22 protein-coding genes are annotated in these 20,558 nt (G+C 68.4%); 12 read left to right on the top strand and 10 right to left on the bottom strand.

All coding sequences use genetic code 11. From position 1 onward, the window contains the following. Positions 1-14: 14 nt before the first annotated feature. Both QZH52_RS06985 and QZH52_RS06980 read right to left on the bottom strand, forming a co-directional pair. The gene (locus QZH52_RS06985; RefSeq protein ID WP_301805872.1) at positions 15-1,160 is read right to left on the bottom strand and encodes an extracellular catalytic domain type 1 short-chain-length polyhydroxyalkanoate depolymerase; all 1,146 of its coding nucleotides are present in this window, start codon (positions 1,158-1,160) and stop codon (positions 15-17) included. A 34-nt stretch (positions 1,161-1,194) separates the two neighbouring features. Beyond that, positions 1,195-1,620 (bottom strand): CopG family transcriptional regulator, encoded by a 426-nt coding sequence (locus tag QZH52_RS06980; protein ID WP_301805869.1) that lies wholly within the window; start codon positions 1,618-1,620, stop codon positions 1,195-1,197. Between the two features lie 108 nt (positions 1,621-1,728). Between QZH52_RS06980 and QZH52_RS06975 the strand changes: the two genes are divergently transcribed. Next, positions 1,729-2,157 carry a rhodanese-like domain-containing protein gene (locus QZH52_RS06975; RefSeq protein WP_301806715.1) on the top strand — a complete coding sequence of 143 codons (429 nt, stop codon included), beginning with the start codon at positions 1,729-1,731 and terminating at the stop codon, positions 2,155-2,157. A gap of 36 nt (positions 2,158-2,193) precedes the next feature. On the opposite strand, the gene lysM is transcribed toward QZH52_RS06975, so the two are convergent. After that, on the bottom strand, positions 2,194-2,655 hold the full coding sequence (gene lysM / locus QZH52_RS06970) for a peptidoglycan-binding protein LysM (RefSeq protein WP_301805867.1): 462 nt from the start codon (positions 2,653-2,655) through the stop codon (positions 2,194-2,196). Positions 2,656-2,778: 123 nt separating this feature from the next. On the opposite strand from lysM, the gene QZH52_RS06965 reads away from it, so the two are divergent. Continuing rightward, entirely contained in the window at positions 2,779-3,552 is a 774-nt protein-coding gene (locus QZH52_RS06965; RefSeq protein WP_286522095.1) for a type III pantothenate kinase, read from the top strand. A 93-nt stretch (positions 3,553-3,645) separates the two neighbouring features. Here QZH52_RS06965 and QZH52_RS06960 read toward each other — a convergent pair whose 3' ends face one another. Next, positions 3,646-4,869, bottom strand: coding sequence for a DUF445 domain-containing protein (locus QZH52_RS06960; RefSeq protein WP_301805864.1), 1,224 nt, complete (start codon positions 4,867-4,869; stop codon positions 3,646-3,648). A 13-nt stretch (positions 4,870-4,882) separates the two neighbouring features. Further along, a complete protein-coding gene (gene argE, locus QZH52_RS06955; RefSeq protein WP_301805861.1) occupies positions 4,883-6,091 on the bottom strand; it encodes an acetylornithine deacetylase in 1,209 nt (402 codons plus the stop codon). A 101-nt stretch (positions 6,092-6,192) separates the two neighbouring features. Here argE and QZH52_RS06950 point away from each other — a divergent pair, with 101 nt between their 5' ends. Genes QZH52_RS06950 through QZH52_RS06940 form a run of 3 tightly spaced genes read left to right on the top strand, consistent with a single transcriptional unit; the run spans position 6,193 to position 9,756 of the window. Next, a complete protein-coding gene (locus QZH52_RS06950; protein WP_301805857.1) occupies positions 6,193-7,395 on the top strand; it encodes a glycerophosphodiester phosphodiesterase in 1,203 nt (400 codons plus the stop codon). 55 nt (positions 7,396-7,450) lie between these two features. Beyond that, a complete protein-coding gene (locus tag QZH52_RS06945; protein WP_301805856.1) occupies positions 7,451-8,665 on the top strand; it encodes a M20 aminoacylase family protein in 1,215 nt (404 codons plus the stop codon). Continuing rightward, on the top strand, positions 8,662-9,756 hold the full coding sequence (locus QZH52_RS06940; protein WP_301805853.1) for a M14 family metallopeptidase: 1,095 nt from the start codon (positions 8,662-8,664) through the stop codon (positions 9,754-9,756). The genes QZH52_RS06945 and QZH52_RS06940 overlap by 4 nt, the downstream gene beginning before the upstream one ends. Here QZH52_RS06940 and QZH52_RS06935 read toward each other — a convergent pair. After that, positions 9,753-10,877 (bottom strand): ABC transporter substrate-binding protein, encoded by a 1,125-nt coding sequence (locus tag QZH52_RS06935; RefSeq protein WP_301805851.1) that lies wholly within the window; start codon positions 10,875-10,877, stop codon positions 9,753-9,755. The two genes, QZH52_RS06940 and QZH52_RS06935, sit on opposite strands and share 4 nt — an antisense overlap. 73 nt (positions 10,878-10,950) lie before the next feature. Here QZH52_RS06935 and QZH52_RS06930 point away from each other — a divergent pair, with 73 nt between their 5' ends. Genes QZH52_RS06930 through QZH52_RS06920 form a run of 3 tightly spaced genes read left to right on the top strand, consistent with a single transcriptional unit; the run spans position 10,951 to position 14,465 of the window. Next, positions 10,951-13,017, top strand: coding sequence for a molybdopterin-containing oxidoreductase family protein (locus QZH52_RS06930; RefSeq protein WP_301805849.1), 2,067 nt, complete (start codon positions 10,951-10,953; stop codon positions 13,015-13,017). A gap of 46 nt (positions 13,018-13,063) precedes the next feature. After that, complete coding sequence (locus QZH52_RS06925) at positions 13,064-14,170, top strand: aminopeptidase (RefSeq protein ID WP_301806712.1); 1,107 nt, start codon at positions 13,064-13,066, stop codon at positions 14,168-14,170. After that, a complete protein-coding gene (locus QZH52_RS06920) occupies positions 14,163-14,465 on the top strand; it encodes a polyhydroxyalkanoic acid system family protein (protein ID WP_301805848.1) in 303 nt (100 codons plus the stop codon). Before QZH52_RS06925 ends, QZH52_RS06920 begins: the two co-directional genes overlap by 8 nt. Before the next feature lie 12 nt (positions 14,466-14,477). Here the strand turns inward: QZH52_RS06920 and QZH52_RS06915 are convergent, their stop codons facing one another. The 4 genes from QZH52_RS06915 to QZH52_RS06900 all read right to left on the bottom strand — a co-directional run bounded on the left by QZH52_RS06915 (position 14,478) and on the right by QZH52_RS06900 (position 16,898). Further along, positions 14,478-14,732 carry an acyl-CoA-binding protein gene (locus QZH52_RS06915; RefSeq protein WP_301805845.1) on the bottom strand — a complete coding sequence of 85 codons (255 nt, stop codon included), beginning with the start codon at positions 14,730-14,732 and terminating at the stop codon, positions 14,478-14,480. A gap of 62 nt (positions 14,733-14,794) precedes the next feature. Then, positions 14,795-15,622 (bottom strand): tetratricopeptide repeat protein, encoded by an 828-nt coding sequence (locus QZH52_RS06910; RefSeq protein ID WP_301805843.1) that lies wholly within the window; start codon positions 15,620-15,622, stop codon positions 14,795-14,797. A 15-nt stretch (positions 15,623-15,637) separates the two neighbouring features. Further along, positions 15,638-16,312 carry a TetR/AcrR family transcriptional regulator gene (locus QZH52_RS06905; RefSeq protein WP_286522113.1) on the bottom strand — a complete coding sequence of 225 codons (675 nt, stop codon included), beginning with the start codon at positions 16,310-16,312 and terminating at the stop codon, positions 15,638-15,640. 115 nt (positions 16,313-16,427) lie between these two features. Then, complete coding sequence (locus QZH52_RS06900; RefSeq protein WP_301805837.1) at positions 16,428-16,898, bottom strand: phasin family protein; 471 nt, start codon at positions 16,896-16,898, stop codon at positions 16,428-16,430. Positions 16,899-17,058: 160 nt separating this feature from the next. Here QZH52_RS06900 and rfbB point away from each other — a divergent pair, with 160 nt between their 5' ends. Genes rfbB through rfbC form a run of 4 tightly spaced genes read left to right on the top strand, consistent with a single transcriptional unit; the run spans position 17,059 to position 20,474 of the window. Continuing rightward, complete coding sequence (gene rfbB / locus QZH52_RS06895) at positions 17,059-18,138, top strand: dTDP-glucose 4,6-dehydratase (RefSeq protein WP_301805834.1); 1,080 nt, start codon at positions 17,059-17,061, stop codon at positions 18,136-18,138. Then, positions 18,135-19,025, top strand: coding sequence for a dTDP-4-dehydrorhamnose reductase (gene rfbD, locus QZH52_RS06890; protein WP_301805832.1), 891 nt, complete (start codon positions 18,135-18,137; stop codon positions 19,023-19,025). Before rfbB ends, rfbD begins: the two co-directional genes overlap by 4 nt. A 16-nt stretch (positions 19,026-19,041) precedes the next feature. Beyond that, on the top strand, positions 19,042-19,929 hold the full coding sequence (gene rfbA / locus QZH52_RS06885; RefSeq protein WP_301805830.1) for a glucose-1-phosphate thymidylyltransferase RfbA: 888 nt from the start codon (positions 19,042-19,044) through the stop codon (positions 19,927-19,929). Further along, on the top strand, positions 19,926-20,474 hold the full coding sequence (gene rfbC / locus QZH52_RS06880; RefSeq protein ID WP_301805828.1) for a dTDP-4-dehydrorhamnose 3,5-epimerase: 549 nt from the start codon (positions 19,926-19,928) through the stop codon (positions 20,472-20,474). The genes rfbA and rfbC overlap by 4 nt, the downstream gene beginning before the upstream one ends. Positions 20,475-20,558 lie beyond the last annotated feature (84 nt).

Below are 20,558 nucleotides of genomic sequence, written 5' to 3'. Positions count from 1 at the left end.
TCGACCGCGCCTTCTCAGGGCGTGGCGGCGACCGCCACCTTCCGGTGGCTCAGGAAGAAGCGCAGCATCTCTGCGCTCGCATCCGGACCGGAAGGGTCGGTGTACGAGCCGTGCGCGCTGCCTCCCGACCAGGCATGGCCGGCGCCATGCAGCAGCCACTGCTCGACCGCCGCCAGGCCGTGCGCGTCCACATGCACGCGGCGGGTGTAGGCGCGACCCCGCGCCGATCGGCCGTCCGACGCCTGCACCTGGGTGGCAGCGCCGTCCTGGGCCGCCAGTGCAGCCTGGACCACCGCCTCGCCGTTGCGGGCGTGGACGGTGCCGTCGGCATCGCCGTGGAAGACGATGGTGGGCACGCCCGGGCCGCCGGTCGTGTTCGAGGCGGCCGCCGAGGGGCCGCTTTTCATCGCGGCCAAGGCCGACATCAGGTCGCTGGCCGCACCGCTGGGCAGCCCCGAGTGCACGCCGACCGCCGCGAAGAGGTCGGGATAGCTGCGCCCCAGGATGTCGGCCATCGCACCGCCGGCCGACAGGCCGGCGACGTAGACGCGCTCGGGGTCCACGTCGTGGGCATCGATCACCGACTGGGTCAGCGCCGCCAGCAGGGCCGGCTCGCCGCGCCCGCGCTGCTGGTGCTGCGACTTGAACCAGTTCCAGCACTTCGACGAGTTGGCATGCTGGGTCTGCGCCGGGTAAAGGACCAGGAACCCGTTCTCGCGCGCCAGCTGGTTCATCCGGGTGCCGGCGGCGAAATCGTCGGGGTTCTGGGTGCAGCCGTGCAGCATCACGACCAGCGGGCGAGGGCCCACGGCCTGCGTGCCGGGCACGAAGAGCTTGTAGGCGATGGGCCGGTGCTGGTGGGCGAACAGGCCGTCGCTCCACTGCTCGACGCCGGTTTCCCGAGCCGTTGGCGGCGGCGCTCGCGGTGTTTCGGGCGCGGGCGCGGGCGCGGTTGCCGGCTCGACGAAGCGAGCCTCGACATCGATGACCTGGGCTTCGTCGTTCGCCGCCGGGGTGGCGGTGGTCCGGTCGGTGGCGCGGCTGCCTTCATCGGCGCCGCCGCCCAGGGCGCGCTGGATCGCCCGGGTCGCCTCCTGCAGCTGGCCGACCTGGGTCAGTCGGGTGGCCTTGCGCATCAGGCGTTCGAACAGGGGATTCATGGGGAGCCTTGGAGAGAAAAAAGTAGGAAAGGCATCAACGCAGGCGATCGGCCAGTGCGGCCTTGACCGCGGCGCTCGCATGCAGGGCGCCGAGCACGGTGACGGACGCGATGGTCTCGAGCGCCAGCTCGGGCGTGACGTCAGCCGAGATCGTGGCCAGTCCGAGCACGCGGATCTCGAGCTTCTCGCCGGCGCGGCGCACGGCCTCGAGGTCGGCGGCGCTGAACTGCTGCAGCCCGAGCACCAGCATCTTGCGGGCGACCACCTGCTTCAGCGCCTCGCCGTGGGCGGTCAGCTGGTTGCGGATCGCGGTGCGGATGAAATCGGTGCGGTTCGAATAGAAGCCCTCGGCCACCAGCAGGTCGACCTGGCCGAGGTCGACGTAGCCGAGGTTGATGGTGATCTTCTCGGCCTCGGGCAATTTGGGCCGGGTGGCCGGAAGAGGGGTCTGAACTTGCATGACGCCATCCTAGCACCATCCAGGTGGATGGTGTTGGGATGGTAAAACCATGTTCTCGATTTGGTGAAGAATCCGGGTATGACTGATTCAGACCGTTCTTCCCCAACCATGGCCGTGGCCGCCGGCCGCGACGACATCCGCCCGGCCGCCGGCTACGCGGGCGACGTGACCCCCGAACTGGCCGCGCAATGGGTCGCCCGCGGCGAAGCCGTGCTGGTCGACGTGCGCAGCGACGCCGAACGCGAATGGGTCGGCTACGTGCCGGGCGGGGTGGGACTGGCGTGGAAGCAGTGGCCGGGCATGGCGCTCAATCCCGGCTTCGACGAAGGCGTGAGGGCGGCCGTGCCGGCGGGCCTCAAGGCGGTGATGCTGTGCCGCAGCGGCGTGCGCTCGGTGGCGGCCGCCAGGCGCGCCACCGAACTCGGCATCGAGGCCTACAACATCCTCGAAGGCTTCGAAGGCAATCCCGACGAAGAGGGCCACCGCGGCCGCCAGGGCGGCTGGCGTTTTCGCGGCCTGCCCTGGAAACAAACCTGACGCCGCACCGGTTGGCCCGGCGCGGCCCTTGCGAACTCAGAGCTTCGGGATCCGCAGCTTCTGGCCCGGATAGATCTTGTCCGGGTGGCTCAGCATCGGCTTGTTGGCCTCGAAGATCGCGTTGTACTTGTTGGCATCGCCGTAGTACTTCTTGGAAATCGCCGACAGCGTGTCGCCGCGAACCACGTCGTGGTACTGCGCCGGGTCGGCAGCGGGCGCGACGAGGTTGTTGTCGACCTGCGTGACATTGGCCACGTTGCCGGCGGCGAGCGAGGCCTTCTCGCTGGCTTCCTGCGAAGGCGCGCTGCCCGACAGCGTCACGATCCCGCTGGTCGCGACATAGGTCACCGCCAGGTCGGTCAGGCCCAGGTTCTGGGTCTCGATGTAGGTCTTGATGGCGGCCGCGGCGGCCGCATCCTTGTCCGGTTCGGCTGCGTGCGCGGACGACCCGCCGAACAGCTTCTCCCCAGCCTCCTTGATGAAACTCAACAAACCCATGGTTTTCTCCTTCTGCCTTGGTGGATCGGACGGGCCACTTTAACGGCGGAAGATGGCGCTTTCGCGTAGGCGGCGGTCGCAATGTGCAAGCGGCCGTAAGCACAACTCGCAATAATGCCGCGCATGGCATTCCTCGCGATCGACATCGGCAACACCCGCCTCAAGTGGTCCCTCTACGATGCGGCGCGGCCCGGCGCCGTGCCGATCGCGCATGGCGCCGAGTTTCTCGACCACATCGAGCGGCTGGCCGAGGGCCCGTGGGCCGACCTGCCGCCTCCCGATTCGATGCTCGGCTGCGTGGTCGCCGGCGACGCGGTGCGGCGCCGGGCCGAGGAGCAGTTGGTGGAGCGCTTCGAGTGCTCGCCGCGCTGGGTGGTGTCGAGCCAGGCCGAGGCCGGCATCGTCAACGGCTACGACCACCCGACCCGGCTGGGGGCCGACCGCTGGGTGGCCATGATCGGCGCGCGCCACCGGATGATGACGCAGGGCGCGCCGCGGCCGATGGTGGTCGTGATGATCGGCACCGCGGTGACGGTCGAGGCGGTGGACGTGCACGGCAAGTTTCTCGGCGGCCTGATCCTGCCCGGCCACGGCATCATGCTGCGCGCGCTCGAGTCCGGCACTGCCGGGCTGCATGTGCCGACCGGCGAGGTGCGCGAGTTCCCGACCAACACCAGCGACGCCTTGACCAGCGGCGGCACCTACGCGATCGCGGGCGCGGTGGAGCGCATGGTTCAGCACGTGCGGGCCCATTGCGGCGCCGAGCCGGCCTGCTACATGACCGGCGGCGCGGGCTGGAAGATGGCGCCGAGCATGAACGGCGATTTCGAGCTGGTGGACAGCCTGATCATGGACGGCCTCCTGGTCATCGCGCAGGAGCGGATGCTGGCCGGCTGAATGTGGCCCCCACGCTCCCTCACTGCGTGTGGTCGCTGCCCCCCGAGGGGGCCGCAGGCCGCCTTGGGGCGGCCCGGCGCCGGCCTGAACCGCTCAGCCCTTCCATAGCTGCGTGGCGGTGTGGATCAACAGCCCCACCAGCCCGCCGACCAGCGTGCCGTTGACCCGGATGAACTGCAGGTCCCGGCCGATGTTGCGCTCGAGCTCAACGGTCATCTCGTCGGCGTTCCACTCGGCCACGCGCTCCACGATGTAGCGCCGGATGTCCTCGCGGTAGCGCTCGATCGCCCGCGGGGCGGCGTCCACGATCTGCTCGTTGATCCAGCGCCGCATCGCCTCGTCGGCCGAGAGCCGGGCACCGAGGGCGCCGATCATCGCGACCAGCCGCTGCCGGATGCTCGAGTCGCTCTTCGCGAGGTCGTCATGCAGCCAGGCGAGCAGTTCGCTCCACAGCCCGTGCAGGTAGTCGCCGAGTGCCGGATGGGCCTGCAGGTCGGCCCGGAGCGCTTCGCCGCGGCGCTGGAATTCGGGGTCGGTCTTGAGCCGTTCGACGAAGCCGGTCATGTAGGCGTCGAAGCGCAGCCGCAGCGGATGCACCGGCTCGGCCGCCATCTCGCCCAGGGTGTGGACCGCCGCGGCCACGATCTTGCGCGTCGCCAGCCGGGCCGCCATCTGGTCGAGCCCGACATAGCGCAGGGTCTTGATCTCGCGCGCGATCGCCTCGGTGATGCGCTCCTGCATCTCCTCGCCCTCGACCACGGCCGTGACCTGGCGCAGCACGTCGTCGAGCAGCGCGTGATGGCGCCCGCCCGCGGTCAGCGCATCGAGCGCCTGGCCGGCCAGCCGGGCCAGGTCGACCTGCGCCAGCCCGGCCGCCGCCATCCGGCCGAGGAAGTCGCGCACCCTTGTGTCGTCGAAGGCCGTCAGGCCGTAGCGCACCGCCGACACCAGGTGGCCGCCGAGCTTGTCGGCGCTCTCGGGCCGCGAGAGCCAGTCCGCCAGGCGGGCGGCCGGATCGAACTGCGCCAGCTTGGCCAGCACCTGCGGCGTGCTCAGGAAGTTGTTGCAGATGAAGCCGGCGAGCCGGGCCCCGATGCGGTCCTTGTTGGCCGGGATGATCGCGGTGTGCGGGATCGGCAGGCCGAGCGGATGGCGGAACAGCGCCACCACCGCGAACCAGTCGGCGATGGCACCGACCATCGCCGCCTCGGCAAAGGCCGCGACATAGCCCCAGGCCGGATGGCGGGCTTCCAGCGCCGTCGCCAGCGCATAGAGCAGCGCGGCAGCGCCCAGCAGGGCCAGCGCGATGCGTTTCATGCCGTGGGCCGGGTCAGCGGATCTCCTTGGCCGCGGCCAGCCCCTGCAGGAACTGCTCGCAGCGCGCCAACTGCTCCAGCGTGACGTACTCGTCGGGCTGGTGCGCCTGGGTGATGCTGCCGGGGCCGCAGACCACGGTCGGGATGCCGGCGTTCTTGAACAGGCCGGCCTCGGTGCCGAAGGCCACCAGCGTGGTCCGCGACTCCTTCGCCAGCCGCTGCGCAAGCCGGGTCACGGGCTCGTCGGCGGAGCTGAGGAAGCTCGGGATCTCGCAGATGGTCTCGAAGCTGAAGCCGGCATCGGGCGCGACCTTCTTCATCGCCACCTCGGTGCGGCTGGCGTAGTCGGCGACCTCCTTCTGCATGCGCGCCGCGTCGGCGGTCGGCAGGTTGCGGAACTCGTAGCGGAACTCGGCGTCGCGCGGCACCACGTTGTCGGCGATGCCGCCGTGGAACTGGCCCACGCTGGCGGTGCTGAACGGGACGTCGAAGCCCTCGTAGCGCCGCTCGTCGCGCTCGAAGCCCTCGGCCATGTCGCGCAGCTTGCCGACCACCCGCGCCGCCATCTCGATCGCATTGACCGACTGCGGCGTCAGCGACGAATGCGCCTCCTTGCCGCGCACGCAGCACTTGTAGCGGTAGACGCCCTTGTGGGCGATCGCCGGGATCATCAGCGTGGGTTCGCCGATGATGCAGGCCAGCGGCTTGATGCCCTGGTCCTTCATGTCGGCGATCAGCTCCCGGACGCCGAAGCAGCCGACTTCCTCGTCGTAGCTGAAGGCGAAGTGGACCGCGAACGGCGAGTCGCTCTCGATGAAGCGCTCGGCATTGGCCAGGGCGATCGCGATGAAGCTCTTCATGTCGGCGGCGCCGCGGCCGTAGAGGCGCGGCTCGACCCGTGCCGATTCGGCATCGGCGTCGTCGGCCGGCCAGTCCTGCACGATTGCCGACAGCGGGTCGACGCTCCAGTCCTGGCCGTCCCAGGGCACGGTGTCGGTGTGGCCGGAGACGATCACGCCGGCCTTCTTGCCGGCGCCCAGCGTGGCGAACAGGTTGGCCTTGGTCTTGTCGGCGTTGTAGGTGAGCCGGCTGCGCACGCCGAGGCCGGCCAGGTGGTCGCGCGCGAAATCGATCAGCTCGAGATTGCTGTTGGCGCTGACGGTGTTCATGCGCACCAGCGTCTGCGCGAGTTCGAGGCTGCGGGGGGAAAGCACGTGTGACATGCGGGCCATTGTCCGGGAAGTTGGCGCCGTGGTGCCACGGCCGCCGAAGTGTCATGGCCGTGCGGTAGGCTGGAGCGCTGAATCCTTCCCGGAGCCCCGACATGACGCCAAGCAAGACCCCGATCGCCGCCGCCGCCCTGGCTGCGGCACTCTGCCTCGCAGGCTGCAGCGCGCCGGGGGGCGGTGCCACCGCCCGCCTGCCCACGCTGGACGGCCAGCCGCCCCTGGTCGTCGCGCACCGGGGCGCCTCGGGCTACCTGCCGGAGGAGACCCTGGAGGCCTACGCCCGCGCCATCGACCTGGGCGCCGACTACATCGAGATGGACCTGGTGTCGACCCGTGACGGGGTGCTGATCACCCGCCACGATCCCAACCTGGCGATCAGCACCGACGTCGCCAGCCGGCCCGAATTCGCGGCCCGCAAGAAGACGATCCAGGTCGACGGCGAGACCCAGACCGGCTGGTTCAGCAACGATTTCACCCTGGCCGAGATCCAGCGGCTGGGCGCCATCTCGACCGATGCCGAGCGGCCGCAGCAGTTCAACGGCCAGTACAAGGTGCCGACCTTCCAGCAGGTGATCGACCTCGCCAAGGCCAAGTCGCGCGAGACCGGCCGCACCATCGGCATCTACCCAGAGACCAAGAATCCGACCTACTTCCGCGACCTCGGCCTGCCGCTGGAGGACAAGCTGATCGCGATGCTCGAGGCCGCCGGCTGGAACAGCCGTGGCGCCCCGGTCTTCGTGCAGTCCTTCGAGCCCGGCAGCCTCAAGTACATGAAGGGCAAGGGCCTGAAGACGAAGACGGTGCAGTTGATCGACGGCGACGGCATCGACCTGAAGACCGGCGCCATGACCTACGCGGTGCCGGTCGATCGCCCCTACGAATGGACCAAGGCCGGCGACCGCCGCAACTTCGACGTCATGGTGACGCCGGCCGGCCTGGCCGAGATCAAGACCTATGCCGACGGCATCGGGCCGTGGAAGCGCTACATCGTCAGCACCAAGGGCACGATTGGCGCCGACGGCAAGCCCGTCGACGTCAACCGCGACGGCAAGATCAATGACGCCGACGCCGTGTCGACCGCGCCGACCACGCTGGTCGCGGATGCCCACAAGGCCGGGCTGTTCGTGCACCCGTTCACCTTCCGCAACGAGTCGCGGCGGCTGGCCAGCGACTACAAGGGCGATCCGGCGAACGAATACATCGTCTTCTACCGGCTCGGCGTGGACGGCGTCTTCACCGATTTCACCGACACCGCGCTGGCGGCGCGCGGCGCCTGGGTGAAGGACATGGGGCGCTGAGGCGAAGGGGGCACGATCTTTGCGGGCGCTCCCCGCAAAGCCTAGACTCTTGCCCATGAAACTCATCGATTCCCTCGTCACCCAGGCGGCCGGCATCGCCGCGGTCCGACGCGACCTGCATGCCCATCCCGAACTCTGCTTCGAAGAAGTGCGCACCGCCGACGTGGTGGCGGCCAAGCTGACCGAGTGGGGGATTCCGATCCACCGCGGGCTCGGCACCACCGGGGTGGTCGGCATCGTCAAGAACGGCACCAGCGAGCGCGCCGTCGGCCTGCGCGCCGACATGGACGCGCTGCCGGTGACCGAACTCAACACCTTCGAGCACGCCAGCCAGCACCACGGCAAGATGCACGCCTGCGGCCACGACGGCCACACCGCGATGCTGCTGGCGGCGGCGCAGCACCTGGCGAAGCACCGCAACTTCGACGGCACGGTCTACCTGATCTTCCAGCCGGCCGAGGAGGGCGGCGGCGGCGCCCGCGAGATGATCAAGGAGGGCCTGTTCGAGCAGTTTCCGATGGAGGCGGTGTTCGGCATGCACAACTGGCCCGGCATGAAGGCCGGCCAGTTCGCGGTCAGCCCCGGGCCGGCCATGGCCTCGAGCAACGAGTTCACCATCAGGATCACGGGCAAGGGCGGCCATGCGGCGCTGCCGCACACCGGCATCGACCCGGTGCCGGTGGCCTGCGAGATGGTGCAGGCCTTCCAGACCATCATCACGCGCAACAAGAAGCCGACCGATCCCGGCGTGATCTCGGTCACGATGATCCACGGCGGCGAGGCCAGCAACGTGATCCCCGACAGCTGCGAGATCAAGGGCACGGTGCGCACCTTCTCGCTCGAGGTGCTGGACCTGATCGAGTCGCGCATGAAGACCGTGGCCGAACATGTCTGCGCGGCCCACGAGGCCGAGTGCGACTTCCGCTTCCACCGCAACTACCCGCCGACCATCAACTCGGCCGCCGAGGCGAACTTCGCCCGCCGCGTGATGGCCGGCATCGTCGGCGCCGACAACGTGCTGGTGCAGGAGCCGGCCATGACCGCCGAGGACTTCGCCTTCATGCTGCTGGCCAGGCCGGGCGCCTATGCCTTCATCGGCAACGGCGACGGCAGCCATCGCGCCATGCACCACGGCGGCGGACCGTGCCTGCTGCACAACGCGAGCTACGACTTCAACGACGACCTGATCCCGCTCGGCGCCACCTGCTGGGTGCAGTTGGCCGAACAGTTCCTCAACGGCCCGAAGCTGGCGGAAGGGAGCGCGGCATGATCGGCATCGCAGAAGCCTTCTCCGCGCGCTATGCGCAGGCCCGCCAGAAGTTCCTGCAGGGCTGCGACGGCGCCGGCCTCGCGGTGCGCTCGCATGTCCACCCGCTGAAGGGACGCGACGGCGAAGAGCTCGCGATGGACGTCGCGCTCGATGGCGACCCGCAGGCCGAGCGCATGCTGATCGTCACCAGCGCCTGCCATGGCGTCGAGGGCCACTGCGGCAGCGGCGTGCAGGTGTTCGCCCTGCATGACGCCGAGTGGCGCGAGAAGGCCAGGGCGCAGGGCGTGGCCGTGCTGTACGTCCATGCGCTCAACCCGCACGGCTTCTCGCACGGCCGCCGCGTGACCCACGAGAACTGCGACCTGAACCGCAACTTCTTCGATTTCGCCAGGCCGCTGCCGGTCAACAGGGACTATGCGGAAATCCACGCGCTGCTGCTGCCCGAACAATGGCCGCCGACCGCGGCCAACGAGGCCGCCCTCGGCGCCTGGATCGAGAAGAACGGTCCCACCGCCTACCAGGCGGCCGTGACCCGCGGCCAGTACCAGTTCGACGACGGACTGTTCTTCGGCGGCAAGGCGCCGACCTGGAGCAACGACACCCTGCGCAAGGTTCTGCGCACGCAGGTGCAGGCGGCCCGCCGGCTGGCCTGGATCGACCTCCACACGGGGTTGGGCCCGAACGGCCTCGGCGAGCGGATCTTTTCCTGCCGCGACGACAAGGCCGCCTATGCGCGCGCCAACGCGTGGTGGGGCACGCCCGCGGCGCCGGTGACATCGATCTACGACGGCTCCTCGACCTCGGCCTTCCTGACCGGCCTGATGTGGAGTTCGATCTACGAGGAATGCCCCGAGGCCGAGTACACCGGCATCGCCCTCGAATACGGCACGGTGCCGGTGATGCAGGTGGTGGGCGCGCTCAGGGCCGACCACTGGCTGCACAAGCACCCCGAAGCGCCGCCCGAACTGGCCGCCTCGATCCGGGCCCAGATGCTGGAGGCCTTCTACACCGACACCGACGGCTGGCGCGGCCAGATCATCAGCCAGGCCAGGCAGGCGATGTTCCAGGCGGTGGATGGGCTCGCGAGCTAAGTCCTGATCCGGCCGTCGCCGGTGATCATCGACAGTTCGACGAACTTCGACGCCACGTGGTTGCGCGGCGAGAACGAGACCTCGAAGCCGCCGAACTGCTGCCGGTCGATGCTCTCCAGACCGGCGATCAGGCTGTCGCGCGTCACCTTGCCGGGCGCCCGGCGCAGCCCCTCGACCAGCACCTTGGCAGCGATATAGCCTTCGAGGCTCGAGAAGTTGGCCTTGGTGGCGCCGCCGCTCTTGCGCTGGGCCTCGTTGAATTCGCGCGTGATGGCGTTCGCCGCGTTGTAGGGCGAAGGCACGACCTGCGTCACGACCACGCCGGCGCCGTCCTTGCCGAGCTCGTCCGACAGCGCCTGCGTGCCGACGAAGGACACGTTGAAGAAGGTGCCGCCGTAGCCTGCCTTGCGGGCTTCGCGGATGAAGGCGGCGCATGACTTGTAGGCGCTGACCTGGACCACGGCGTCCGGCTTCGCGGCGGCGATGGTCCTCACCGCGGCGGCGACATCCACCGAGTTGCGCTCGACCGTGGCGAGCGCGGTCGGCTTCAGGTCGAGCTGCGCCAGCGCCAGGGTCACGCCGTCGAGCCCGGCCTTGCCGTAGGCGTCGTTCTGGTAGAAGACCGCGATCTTCTTGAGGCCCAGGTGGGTGAGCTGCTTGACGATCAGCGCGGTCTCGTCGTTGTACGAGGCGCGCAGGTGGAAGACGTTCCTGTGGAAGGGCTCGCGCAACGCCATCGCGCCGGTGAAGGGGGCGATGAACGGCACCTTCGCGTTGACCGCCAGCGGCAGCGCCGCCAGGCTGGTCGGCGTGCCGATGTAGCCGAACAGCGCGAAGGCCTCTTCGTCGATCAGCTTCCTGGTGTTGGCCGCGCAGCGGTCGGGCTCGTAGCCGTCGTCCAGGAACTTGATCTGCACGTCGCGATGGCCGGGCTGCGCGTTGTACTGGTCGAGGTAGAGCTTGGCGCCTTCGTAGAACTGGATGCCCAGCTGCGCGGCCGGTCCGGTGAAGGGGGCGGACTGGCCGAGGATGATCGGCGTCTCGCTCTGCGCCCGCGCCAGCTGGAAGCCGGCCAGCGCCGCGGCGCCCGTGGCGATTGAAAATTGTCTGCGGCTGATCATCGTGAATACCCCTTTGCGCGTGTTCGCATCGTTCAAACTAGACTTGCGGGTTGGTCTTCGCTCCGGTCGAACAATGACTTCCCCCACCCCCTCGAATTCAGTGACCCAGGTGCTCGGCGCCTGCCCGCACGACTGCCCCGATACCTGTGCCCTCGTGACCACCGTGCAGGACGGCGTGGCCGTCAAGCTGCAAGGCAATCCCGACCACCGGCACACCGCCGGCGTGCTCTGCACCAAGGTCTCGCGCTACATCGAGCGCAACGACCACCCCGAGCGCCTGGTCCAGCCGATGAAGCGCGCTGGGCCCAAGGGCAGCGGCCGCTTCGAGCCGGTGAGCTGGGACGCGGCGCTCGACGACATCGCTTCCCGCCTGAATGTATTGAAAGGTAACAATCCCGAAGGGATTCTCCCCTACAGTTACGCCGGAACGATGGGTCTTGTGCAGGGAGAGTCGATGGATCGTCGTTTTTTCCACAAGCTCGGGGCGTCGCTGCTGGACCGCACGATCTGCTCGACCGCTGGGGGTGAAGCCTTAAGTTTTACTTTGGGTGGCAAGGTGGGCATGCGGGTCGAATTCTTTGCCGAAGCCCGCCTGATCCTGATCTGGGGCAGCAACTCGATCGCCAGCAACCTGCATTTCTGGCGCCATGCGCAGGCCGCGAAACGGGCCGGCGCGCGGCTGGTGTGCATCGATCCGCGCAAGACCGAGACCGCCGACAAGTGCGACGAGCACGTGGCGCTGCTGCCGGGCACCGACGCCGCGCTGGCTTTGGCCCTGATGCACGAGCTGATCGTGAATGACTGGCTCGACCACGACTACATCCAGCGTCACACCATCGGCTGGGACAAGCTGCGCGCGCGCGCGCTCCAGTGGCCGCCGGCCCGCGCCGCCGCGGTCTGCGGCGTGCCGGAGGCACAGATCGTGGCGCTGGCGCGCGCCTATGGCACCACCCGGCCGGCCGCGATCCGGCTCAACTACGGCATGCAGCGGGTGCGCGGCGGCGGCAACGCCGCGCGCGCCGTGGCCTGCCTCCCGGCGCTGGTCGGCGCCTGGCGCGAGCGGGCCGGCGGGCTGCTGCTGAGCAGCTCCGGCCTGTACCCCGTGAACCGGGCGGCCCTGCAGCGGCCCGACCTGCTGGCGGGGCGCCGGCCGCGGACCATCAACATGAGCAGCATCGGCGACGCGCTGACCGACACGGCGAATCCGGTCGAAGCGCTGATCGTCTACAACAGCAACCCGGTCGCGGTCGCGCCCGATTCGGGCAAGGTCGTGGCCGGCTTCGCGCGCGAGGATCTCTTCACGGTGGTGCTGGAGCAGTTCCAGACCGACACCGCCGACTATGCCGACTACCTGCTGCCCGCCACCACGCAGCTCGAGCATTGGGACATCCACACCAGCTACGGCCACACCGACGTGCTGCTGAACCAGCCGGCCGTCGCGCCGCGCGGCCAGGCCCGCAGCAACACCTGGGTCTTCCGCGAACTGGCGCGCCGGATGGGCTTCGACGAGCCGTGTTTCTCCGACGGCGACGAGGCCGTCTGCCGCAGCGCCTTCGCGCCCGAGGTGGTCGACTTCGGGGAATTGCAGGCGCAGGGCTTCGCGACGCTGAAGCTGCCGGACGCGCCCTTTGCCGAAGGCAACTTCCCGACCGCCTCCGGGCGTTGCGAGTTCTTCAGCGAAGCGCTGGCGGCAATGGGCCAGGACGGGCTGCCCGACCACCTGCCCAACCACGAGGCCTTCGGCAGCTCGACCGAGTTCCCGCTGGCGATGATCTCGCCGCCGGCGCGCAACTTCCTCAACTCGAGCTTCGTCAACGTGCGCAGCCTGCGCGCGATCGAGGGCGAGCCGCTGCTCGAGATCCACGCCGCCGACGCGGCCGCGCGCGGCATCGCCGACGGCGCCACGGTGCGCATCTTCAACCAGCGCGGCGAGCACCGCTGCCGCGCCGAGATCTCGCGCCGCGCCCGGCCCGGCGTGGTGCATGGCCTGGGCATCTGGTGGCGCAAGCTCGGGCTCGACGGCACCAATGTCAACCAGCTCACCAGCCAGCGGCTGACCGACATCGGGCGCGGGCCCACGTTCTACGACTGCCTGGTCGAGGTCGAAGCCGTCGCGGTGCCGGAGCCGGCCGCGTCATGAAGGTGACCCAGTGAGGCTCGGCAGGCGCGGCTCGGCAGCGCTGGCGATGCTCGCCGCGTCGGCGCTGCTGGCGGGCTGTGCCGACCTCGGCTACTACTGGCAGTCGGCCAGCGGGCACCTGGGCCTGATGCGCGCCGCCCGGCCGGTGCCCGAGTGGCTCGACGATCCGGCCACGTCGGAGGCGCTCAAGACCAAGCTGGCGCTGACGCAGCGCATCCGCCAGTTCGCGGTGGCCGAACTCGGCCTGCCGGACAACGACAGCTACAAGTCCTATGCCGACCTGCACCGCAACGCGGCACTGTGGAACGTGGTCGCTGCACCGCCGCACGCACTGACCCTGAAGACCTGGTGCTTCCCGGTGGCGGGCTGCGTCGGCTACCGCGGCTACTACGACGAGGCCGCCGCCAATGCCGAGGCCGCTGCCCAGCAGTCGCAGGGCCTGGAGACCGCCGTCTACCCGGTGCCGGCGTACTCGACCCTGGGCTGGATGAACTGGGCGGGTGGCGATCCGCTGCTGTCCACCTTCATCGGCTATCCGGAAGGCGAACTGGCCCGGCTGGTGTTCCACGAACTCGCGCACCAGGTGCTGTACGTGCCCGACGACACCATGTTCAACGAGTCCTTCGCGACCGCGGTGGAACGCATCGGCGGAGCCAGATGGCTGCGCACGCATGCGAGCGAGGCGGCGCGGCTCGACTACGCGCAGTTCGATGGCCGCCGCCAGCAGTTCCGCGCGCTCACGGCCGAAACGCGGCGGGCTCTGGAGGCGGTCTACGGCTCGCCCGCGGCCAAGGCGCAGGACTGGCCGGCGGTCGACGCCATGAAGGCCGACGCGATGGCCGATTTCCGGCAACGCTACGCGAAGCTGCGCGAAGGCTGGACCGGTCCGCGGCAGGGCGTCTACGACGGCTGGGTGGCGCGGGCCAACAACGCGATGTTCGGCGCCCAAGCCGCCTACGACGAGCTGGTGCCGGGCTTCGAGGCCCTGTTCGAGCGCGAAGGCGAAGACTGGACGCGCTTTTACGCGGCGGTCAAGCGGCTGGCCGAAATGCCCAAGGCCGAGCGCCGTCAGGCGCTGCGGACCGAGGCCGCGCCAGCGACGGCGGGCGCCCCGACAAATCAACAACAACAGCAAGGAGGCCGAGGTGGCTGACATCGTGATCGAACGCGCCCACCAACTCGGCCTGGCCGGTGCCCGGGAGGTCGCGCACCGGTGGATGCGCAAGGCCGAGGAGGCGTACGGCCTGGAGTGCCGCTATGTCGAAGGGGCGGATGGCGACCAGGCGGCATTCACCCGCGAAGGGGTCGATGGCCGGGTCGAGGTCGGCGCCGACCGCCTCCGGCTCGAGGCCACGCTGGGTTTCCTGTTCGCGGCCTTCAGCGGGCAGATCGAGCAGCGGCTCGCCAGCAGCCTCGACGAATTGCTGGCCGGCGCGGCACCGGCCTGAGCCGGGCGCCGTTCAGCGCAGCGACTCGATCAGGTCGATGTACTGCTGCTTCGCCTCGTCGGCGCTCAGTCCCTTGCGTGCGGTCCAGGCGTCCCACTTGGCGCGCGCCACGATATCGCTGAAGCTGGGCTTCTTCTCGGTGTTGTCGCCGGCCGTGGCCTGCTTGAACAGGCCGTAGATCTTGAGCAGCGTGGGGTTGTCCGGGCGCTCGGCGAGCAGCTTGGAGTTGGCTTGGGCGGATTCGAACAGGGCGTTCAGGTCGGACATGAAAGATGGGGGCGTGATGAGGAACGAAACGCGATCTTAAGTGACGGCGCCGTTGAGATAGATCAATCGATCAATCCGGCCCGCGCCAGCTCGACATCGAGCCGCTCCCGCGCGTCGGCCGGTTCGAGGTGGGCCGCGCGCTCGTAGAGCCGGGTGGCCTCGGGCATGCGCGAATCGCCGTGCAGCATCAGCAGGCCGCGGGCGTATTCGATCAGCGCGCTGGCCGAGTGGGGGTTGAGCTGGAGCCCGCGCTCGAACAGCGACACGGCCGCGTCGGCGCGCACTCCGTAGGTCATGCGGCCCACCAGCGAGCCGACCTTGTCGATCACCTCGGCGTGAAAGGCCGCCAGCGCCACGTGGGCGTCGGCGTGCTGCGGCCGCAGTTCGATCAGGTGTTCGAGCGCGCCCTTGACTTTGGTCCCGAGGCCCTGCGCCAGGGCCCGCGCCACGCTGATGCCCTGGCTGTAGCGACCCAGCGCGTAGGCCTGCCAGTACAGGGCCTGGCAATCGTCCGGGTCCGACGCGAGCTGCGCGGTGGCGCGCTCGGCCACCTGCTTGAACAGCGCCTGCCGCACGGATTCGCGCGGCTCGAGGTAGTTGGCGTAGATCGCCGTCGCCTGGTTGGCGAGCGCCAGGCCTTCGGGCGCGTGCGCCAACCCGAGCGCGGCGGCGCGTTCGAAATCCCCGCTGTGATAGAGCGCCCAGCCCTCGGCGAGCGGACCCTGCGGCGGCGGCAGCCCCTGCCCGACATGCAGCCGGGGCCAGTGCAGGTGCAGGTCGGCGGCGTTGAAGCGAGGCCCGTCGCGGTAGGGCAGCCGGGTCCATTGGCCCACCGTGTCGGGTTCCCGGGACGAAAGCAGCGAAAGCGGGTCGGGTGGGGGTGGATTCATTCGCTCTATGAGGTGTCAGGCCATCGCGGATTGATCTTCGCCAGCATAAGCGCTGCTGAGGGCCAGCAGGTGGCGGCGTTGCTCGGTGGCGAGATAAGGCGCCAGCAGGTGCAGGGTGTGGTGGGCGCCGCGCATCAGCGCCCCCTGGGCGTGCGCCGGCTCCAGGGCCTCGCGCGGGTTGCGCACGTATTCGTAGCTGAGCCAGTAGGTCAGCACCACCACCATGCTCTGCGCCAGGGTGTCGACCTCCCTCGCATCGATGTCGAGGTGGCCGGCGCGGCCCAGGCCGGCGATCAGGGCCCGGATGGCGCGGGTCTTGTTCTTGAGCACCAGCTGGAACTGGGTCTCGAGATGGCGGTTCTTGCTGAGCAGGTCGTTCAGGTCGCGGTAGAGGAAGCGGTAGCGCCAGATCAGCTCGAAGAGGCTGTGCATGAAGAACCAGGCGTCCTCGACGTCGTGCACGCCGTCGCTGGCATGCAGCAGTTCGAGCAGCTCGGTTTCGTAGCCCTCGTAGAGCCGGTTGATCAGCTCGTCCTTGGCGGGGTAGTGGTAGTAGAGATTGCCGGGGCTGATGTTGAGCTCGCCGGCGACCAGGGTGGTGGAGACGTTCGGTTCCCCGAAGCGGTTGAACAGGTCAAGTGCGGCTTCGAGGATGCGTTGCGCAGTGCGGCGTGGCGCTTTTTTGGCCATGTCGTAGCCCCGTTTGTCTCGTGGGGAGCACTCTAGCGCAAGTCCGCGAAAGCAGGGGAGGCGGCGCGCCGGCGGGCGAGCGCCGCGCGGGCGCTCAGGGTCTGGTCAAGGCGCTTCAGCCGGCGCCGCCCGGCTTGTGCCGCTGCGAAGGCTTGGCCGGCTCCGAGGTCTTGCGCGCGGCGGTCTTGCGGGGCGCGGCGGCGCCGGCCTGGCGCTTGAGCTGCGCCTCGAGCGCCTCGACCCGGGCCCGCAGGGCCGCGACTTCGTCGGCCGACGGCATGCCGAGCTTTTCGAGGGCGCGGGCGACGCGTTCCTCGAAGATGTTCTCGAGCTTGCCCCAGCCGCCCGCGGCCTTGGTGCCGAACTCGCTGGCGAAGCCGGCCATCCGGGCTTGCGCCTGGGCGAGGGTTTCTTCGGCGGCCTGCTGGGTCTTTTTCTGCACGCCGGCCCCATCCTTGACCAGGGCCTCGAAGGCCTTGCTGCCTTCCTGCTGCATCTTGGCGAAGGCACCCAGGCCCGCGAGCCAGATCTGCTGGGCGGAGTCCTTGATGCGGTCAGAGGGTTTGTCGTCGTCGGAGGTCGGCATGGGTCTTCCTTGGGATGGTCAGCCACTCTAGCGCGGCGGCCGGGGGGCGGTGTAGAGCTAAGGTTCTAGCTGCAAAATGAAACATCCGCGGATGGGATAATCATGGGTTCGAGCGCCGCCACAGGCGACATTTGACACTCCACAATAGCGAGGGACTCCCATGATCCTGGTAACCGGGGGCGCCGGCTTCATCGGCGCCAATTTCGTTCTCGACTGGGCTGCGCAACAGGGCGAGGCCGTGGTTAACCTGGACAAGCTGACCTACGCGGGCAATCTCGAGACCCTGGCGTCGCTCGACGACAATCCGAAGCACGTCTTCGTGCAGGGAGACATCGGCGACAGCGCCTTGCTCGACCGGCTGCTGGCCGAGCACAAGCCGCGCGCCATCGTCAACTTCGCGGCCGAATCCCACGTCGACCGTTCCATCCACGGCCCCGAGGACTTCGTGCAGACCAACGTGCTCGGCACCTTCCGGCTGCTGGAGTCGGTGCGGGGTTACTGGAGCGCGCTGCCGGCCGACCAGAAGGCCGCCTTCCGCTTCCTGCACGTGTCGACCGACGAGGTGTACGGCTCGCTCTCGGCGACCGACCCGGCCTTCACCGAAGAGAACAAGTACGAGCCCAACAGCCCGTACTCGGCCAGCAAGGCGGCCAGCGACCATCTGGTGCGGGCCTGGCACCACACCTACGGCCTGCCGGTGCTGACGACCAACTGCTCGAACAACTACGGCCCCTTCCACTTCCCCGAGAAGCTGATTCCGCTGATGATCGTCAACGCGCTGGCCGGCAAGCCGCTGCCGGTGTATGGCGACGGCATGCAGGTGCGCGACTGGCTCTACGTGAAGGATCACTGCAGCGCGATCCGTCGCGTGCTCGAAGCCGGCCGGCTGGGGGAGACCTACAACGTCGGCGGCTGGAATGAAAAGCCCAACATCGAGATCGTCAACACCGTGTGCGCGCTGCTCGACGAACTGCGTCCGCGGGCCGACGGCAAGAGCTACCGCGAGCAGATCAGCTACGTCACCGACCGCCCGGGCCACGACCGCCGCTACGCGATCGATGCGCGCAAGCTCGAACGCGAACTGGGCTGGAAGCCGGCCGAGACCTTCGACACTGGGATCCGCAAGACCGTCGAGTGGTATCTCGCCAACGGCGAATGGGTGGCCAACGTGCAGAGCGGTGCCTACCGCGAATGGGTGCAGAAGCAGTACGAGGCTGCGCCCGCCAAGGCGGCGGCATGAAGCTGCTGCTGCTCGGCAAGGGCGGGCAGGTGGGCTGGGAGCTGCAGCGCAGCTTGGCGCCCTTGGGCGAGGTGGTGGCGCTCGATTTCGACAGCACCGACTTCCATGCCGATTTCAGCCGCCCGGAACAGCTGGCCGAAACGGTGCTGAAGGTGCGGCCCGACGTGGTCGTCAACTCGGCGGCGCACACCGCGGTCGACAAGGCCGAGAGCGAGCCGGAGTTCGCGCGCAAGCTGAATGCGACCTCGCCGGGCGTGGTAGCGCAGGCGGCGCAGCAGATCGGCGCGCTGATGGTGCATTACTCGACCGACTACGTATTCGATGGCAGCGGCAACAAGCCCTGGCTCGAGGACGACCTCACGGCGCCGCTCAGCGTCTACGGCAGCACCAAGCTCGAAGGCGAGCTGCTGGTCGCGCGGCACTGCGCGCGGCACCTGATCTTCCGGACCAGCTGGGTCTATGCGGCGCGCGGCGGCAACTTCGCCAAGACGATGCTGCGGCTGGCCAAGGAGCGTGACCGTCTGACCGTGATCGACGACCAGTTCGGCGCACCGACCGGGGCTGAGCTTCTGGCCGACGTGACGGCCCATGCCATCCGCGCGACCGTTGCCGACCCGGGCAAGGCGGGGCTGTATCACCTGGTGGCGGGCGGCGAGACCAGTTGGAACGGCTATGCGCGTTTCGTGCTGGCGCAAGCGCAGGCGGCAGGGGTCGAACTCAAGGCTTCGCCCGAGGCGGTCGATGCGGTGCCGACCAGTGCGTTCCCCACGCCGGCGGTTCGCCCACACAATTCCCGGCTGAATACTGACAAGCTGCAAGCGACTTTTGGCCTAAAGCTGCCGCACTGGCAGGCAGGCGTGGCGCGCATGCTCGCCGAAACCCTCTGATTCGAGACGACAAAGAATGACCCAACGCAAAGGCATCATCCTGGCAGGCGGCTCCGGCACGCGGCTGCACCCGGCGACGCTGGCCATGAGCAAGCAGCTCCTGCCTGTCTATGACAAGCCGATGATCTATTACCCGCTGAGCACCTTGATGCTGGGCGGCATGCGCGACATCCTGATCATCAGCACGCCGCAGGACACGCCGCGCTTCCAGCAGTTGCTGGGGGACGGCAGCCAGTGGGGGATCAACCTGCAGTACGCGGTGCAGCCGAGTCCGGACGGGCTGGCGCAGGCGTTCATCATCGGGGACAAGTTCGTCGGGAATTCGCCGAGCGCGCTGGTGCTGGGGGACAACATCTTCTATGGGCACGACCTGGTGCATCTGCTGTCGGATGCTGACAAGAAGGACGCGGGCGCGACGGTGTTCGCGTATCACGTGCATGACCCGGAGCGCTATGGCGTTGTCGCCTTCGATGCCAACGGGAAGGCCAGCAGCATCGAGGAGAAGCCGGTCAAGCCCAAGAGCAGCTATGCGGTGACCGGGCTGTACTTCTACGACAACCAGGTGGTCGACATTGCCAAGGCGGTGAAGCCGAGCGCGCGAGGGGAACTGGAGATCACGGCCGTGAACCAGGCGTACCTGGATCTGGGCAAGCTCAATGTGCAGATCATGCAGCGGGGGTATGCGTGGCTGGACACGGGGACGCACGAGAGCCTGCTGGAGGCGGGGCAGTTCATTGCGACGCTGGAGCATCGGCAGGGGCTGAAGATCGCGTGCCCTGAAGAGGTGGCGTGGCGGAACGGGTTCATCACCACGGAGCAGTTGGCGATGCTGGCTGCGCCGCTGGAGAAGAGCGGGTATGGCAAGTACCTCAATCATCTACTAGCAGAAGAGGTGCGCTCATGAAAGTCACCCCCACCTCGATTCCCGACGTGCTTGTCATCGAGCCCAAGGTGTTCGGCGACGCGCGGGGATTCTTCCTCGAAAGCTTCAATCAGAAGGATTTCGACGAGGCGGTGGGCGAGCATGTCGAGTTTGTCCAGGACAATCATTCGCGCTCGGTCAAGGGTGTGCTCCGTGGATTGCACTATCAGATCCAGCAGTCTCAAGGCAAGCTGGTCCGAGCGGCTCGCGGTGCGGTGTTCGACGTTGCGGTGGACATCCGCAAGTCGTCGCCGACGTTTGGTCAGTGGGTTGGGCTCGAACTGAGTGAAGACAATCACAAGCAGCTTTGGATACCGGCAGGCTTCGCGCACGCCTTTCTCGTACTAAGTGAATCCGCGGACTTCCTGTACAAGGCGACCGACTATTACGCGCCGAGCCATGAGCGCGCAATCATCTGGAACGACCCCGTCCTGGACATCCGCTGGCCGGACTTTGGCGGCGACCTCAAGCTATCGTCGAAGGATTCCGCGGCTGGTGAATTTCGAGCAGCTGCATTGTTCGATTGAACAATTACATAGAAAAAGAACTGCAATGCTTGATTTCACAGACGAGAGTTTCGACGACGCCTTTCGAGAGGCGCTTAACGCGAG

This window comes from Variovorax ginsengisoli, assembly GCF_030486595.1.
Classification (GTDB): domain Bacteria; phylum Pseudomonadota; class Gammaproteobacteria; order Burkholderiales; family Burkholderiaceae_C; genus Variovorax; species Variovorax ginsengisoli_B.
The sequence above is the reverse complement of the archived record's forward strand: the minus strand, read 5'-3'. Positions and strand labels throughout refer to the sequence as shown.